Genomic DNA, 2,737 nt, shown 5'->3' with positions numbered 1-2,737 from the left:
CAACAAGGTTTTGCATGATGTAAATAAAACCTATACTCACGAAGATCTCATTTAATTCCCCAGTTCCGAGAATCGGCCTGAAACAGAGCCGTTCAATGATCACCCCAATCACGATCAGAACTGGAATAGAGGCACAGAGGAGGACATAGGGATTAAACCCGCTCATAATATAGAGAAAGAACGTGATGTACGTTCCAAGCATGAGAAATTCGCCATGAGCAAAGTTTACTATCTTCATGACACCGAAGATGAGGTTCAGGCCGGTTGCTAGCAGGATATAGATGCAACCGGTGTATAATCCCCAGAAAAGAACCTGGGCGATTATCTCAGCATGTATCTCCATTCGTCAAATCCATGAAAAATTTATTTCCTGTCCGCTCCTGAAAAGGGGATCAGGGAGATCCCGGCTGATACCAGTCAGGAATAACAAAGGCGGTCTCGCTGATCGATGAGGGCCAGACGATTTGGGGCCGAATCTCACCGGCTGCGGGATCCATCTTCATCTGTTCCACATAAAGATCAAAACTGCTCTCATGGAAGTCAGGTGAGAACCGGATTTTGCCATCTTTCATCACTTCGATCATGTGATCCATGGATAGCTCTGACAGGGCTTTCTGAACTGCTCCTTTATCCAGGGTTCCTGCGTTTTCGATGGCTTTTGCCGCAATATATACCGATTCATAGGTGGCTGCTCCCATCATTCCGGCAAATCCGCCATATTTTGTCTGGAATTTCTCAAGGAACTTCTTTGTTGGTTCTGCAGTACTGCCCTTCGGGATTGCATAGGGTGAGAACCGGCTTTCCATAAGCGTATAATCACCATACTCACCAACACCGGTGTAGTAATCGGGATCATCATTGTTCTCAATGGAGAGGATAAGGGTGTTCAGGCCAACATCACGACGGGCCTGCTGGGTAAGTGGAATCAGTTCATTCAGGAATGTGACAGCGTAGATGATATCCGGTTTTTTCGCCTTGACTGAGGTCAGGGCGGTCCTGAAGTCTGATTCTCCCATCTTAAACGTCTCCTCTGCCACGATCTCAATAGGCAGGTCGAGGTCTTTGGTCAGGTTTCTGACCGCGACCTGCTGTCCTTTTCCAAACGGACTGTCCTGGAAGATGAGTGCAAGTCTGAGCGGGCGGTCAGATGGGAGACTGAATTTTTTATATATCTCCGGCCTGACCACCTCATTGATAAAGAGCATGCTGGCTTTGGCTGAATCATCCGTATTAGGACGATGGAAAAACATATAACTGGTATCAATATCATTTCTGTGAGAGACAGAAGTGCTTGACCCGCCGGAGATGATGTATGGCACCTTGTTTTCTGCGACAATGGACTGATGTGCAGAGACCACAGCACTTGAGTACCCGCCAACCAGAAGATCGACATTATCCTGGGTGATCAGTTTTGAGACAGCTTTGATTCCCCCTTCACGGGTTGATTCATCATCGCCCTGAACCAGCGTGATCGGGATCTTTTTATTCAGCGATTTCACAAAGACACCACCCTGTGCATTGATCTCCTCTGCGGCCAGTTCTGCCGACTGCCAGATGTCCTTTCCGGTCGTACTCGCCGGTCCGCTCATCGATGCAACAACACCAATCGTTATGGTTTCAGCAGATGGTGATGCCTGCTGTTCGGTACACCCGGAGAAGAGAAGTGCCCCGATAATGAGAAAACCCGTTATCAGGCTGTATAGAACCCACTGTTTCATGTTCATACACCGTGCCATGACATGCCATGACATACTAGAGTGTAGGTCAATCAGCTTTATAGAAATTATGGTACTGCATGATGGGGAACCGACATGTGATTGTGAACCGCGATGAAGAGCATATAAAAAATGTGGTTGTGACTGGTATCAGGAGAGATGATACCCCTTCTGATTCCGATACTCTTTCAGAATACCGGACCAGACCGCATCATTGGTCTGTCAGGTCAGTCTTGTCTGTGCGATTGTCCGGGTTATTCAGATCGATACCGATCCGGGGGAACAGTAATCTCAAACCTGGCTCCCTTCCCTGGTATCCCGGTCTCATGGATTGAAAGACCGGTAATAGACAGGATCTCTCTGGCCAGAAAAAGACCAAGACCGGTGTGTTTTCCATACCCGCGTTCAAAAATCTTCTCTTTTTCATGAACCGGAACACCACACCCGTCATCCTCATACACAACAATCAGATACCCGTCCTCCCTGCGGGTCGAAAAACGAATTTCATGCAGTTCTCCTCCATGACGAATGGAATTGTCAATCAGATTCTGACAGATAAGCGGAAATAACGGATCGGCATACACCTGTACCGGCTCCATCAGGTCTGAAAGCCGGATAGTTTCAGAATGGAAGGTCTTTTGAATCTCTTCAAACTGGCCCTGGAGACTGTGCCAGATCGGTTCCCTGATCCCGATATCCTGATAGTATCTGGTAAACTCCAGTTGCCGCCGTATTTCGTCTGCAATCATCTGCTCTTTCCGGATGAGTTCGCGATGTGCCGGATCGTCAGTCATATCCTCTGAAATATCCATATACCCCATCAGCGACGTCAGATGATTGATGATGTCATGCCGTGTGATGGTGGATAGGAGGTTTAATTTCTTATTTGCAATACGAAATGCCTCTTTTGTCCGCTCAAGTTCCTTATTCTGGAGAGCAAGTTCATCTCTGAAATGGGTCATACATTCCACAACCGATCCGGCAATCAATGCTATAATGCAGAGCATGACTGCACGGAAGAC

3 protein-coding genes are annotated in these 2,737 nt (G+C 47.5%); all 3 read right to left on the bottom strand.

Going from position 1 to position 2,737, the window contains the following annotated elements; all coding sequences use genetic code 11:
- On the bottom strand, window positions 1-343 hold a 343-nt coding region (locus PLA23_RS12355; RefSeq protein WP_502883631.1), incomplete at its 3' end, for an ABC transporter permease subunit.
- A 49-nt stretch (window positions 344-392) separates the two neighbouring features.
- Window positions 393-1,718 carry an ABC transporter substrate-binding protein gene (locus PLA23_RS12350; protein ID WP_324475377.1) on the bottom strand — a complete coding sequence of 442 codons (1,326 nt, stop codon included), beginning with the start codon at window positions 1,716-1,718 and terminating at the stop codon, window positions 393-395.
- Window positions 1,719-1,969: 251 nt separating this feature from the next.
- Window positions 1,970-2,737: sensor histidine kinase (locus PLA23_RS12345; protein WP_324475376.1), on the bottom strand; the 768-nt coding region annotated here is incomplete at its 5' end.

Origin of the sequence: Methanospirillum sp., assembly GCF_035406105.1 — an archaeon.
Taxonomy (GTDB): Archaea; Halobacteriota; Methanomicrobia; order Methanomicrobiales; family Methanospirillaceae; genus Methanospirillum.
This window is presented reverse-complemented; position numbering and strand designations above follow the sequence as displayed.

Bases quoted from the DNA above. Each gene is read 5' to 3' on its own strand.
- PLA23_RS12350 (WP_324475377.1), bottom strand. From the start codon at position 1,718: ATGAAACAGTGGGTTCTATACAGCCTGATAACGGGTTTTCTCATTATC.